We start from the raw sequence: 539 nt of genomic DNA, 5'->3' as shown, positions 1-539 counted from the left end.
CCGTCGTCGTTCGACGTGTGCACGCTCGATACGGGCGACGCGCCCGCGATGGTCGAGCACGCGCCGGACCTCCTCGTCGACGGCGGATTCCTCGCGGTTTACAGCCCGTTCATCGAGTCGACCCGCGAGGTGTCGGAGACGGCTCGAGAGGTCGGCCTCTCCGATGTCACCACTCGAGAAACCATTCAGCGCGAGATGCAGTTCGACGAACGGGGTTCGCGGCCGTCGACCGCCCCCGTGGGTCACACGGGATATCTGACGATCGCGCGCAACGAATAGCGCGGTTTCTCTTTCCTCGAGTTGCAGTGGAGTCAGAAATCGATTCAGTAGTACCGAGTAAGCGGTGGCCGAGAGTGGGCTCCGAGCGCTGCGAGGCCCCCGCGATCCGGGGGAGGGCAGGCCGTCACCCAGTCATTGACCGCGAGCGAAGCCGTGCGCGGCGCTACGCGCCGCGAACAGTCGAACGGCCGAAGGCCGTGAGACGGGGTGAGCGAGCGGGCCGACGACCGACCCAACGGGGAGGGAGGAGTGCTTTTGAT

1 pseudogene is annotated in these 539 nt (G+C 66.2%); it reads left to right on the top strand.

The annotated features are described in order from the left end of the window. Positions 1 to 279: pseudogene (locus tag PGX04_RS27790) on the top strand (SAM-dependent methyltransferase); the annotation flags it as partial. Between the last annotated feature and the right edge of the window lie 260 nt (positions 280 to 539).

The organism is Natrinema soli, assembly GCF_028618695.1.
Note: the sequence above shows the minus strand (reverse complement) of the source record. Positions and strands in the feature narration are given on the sequence as shown.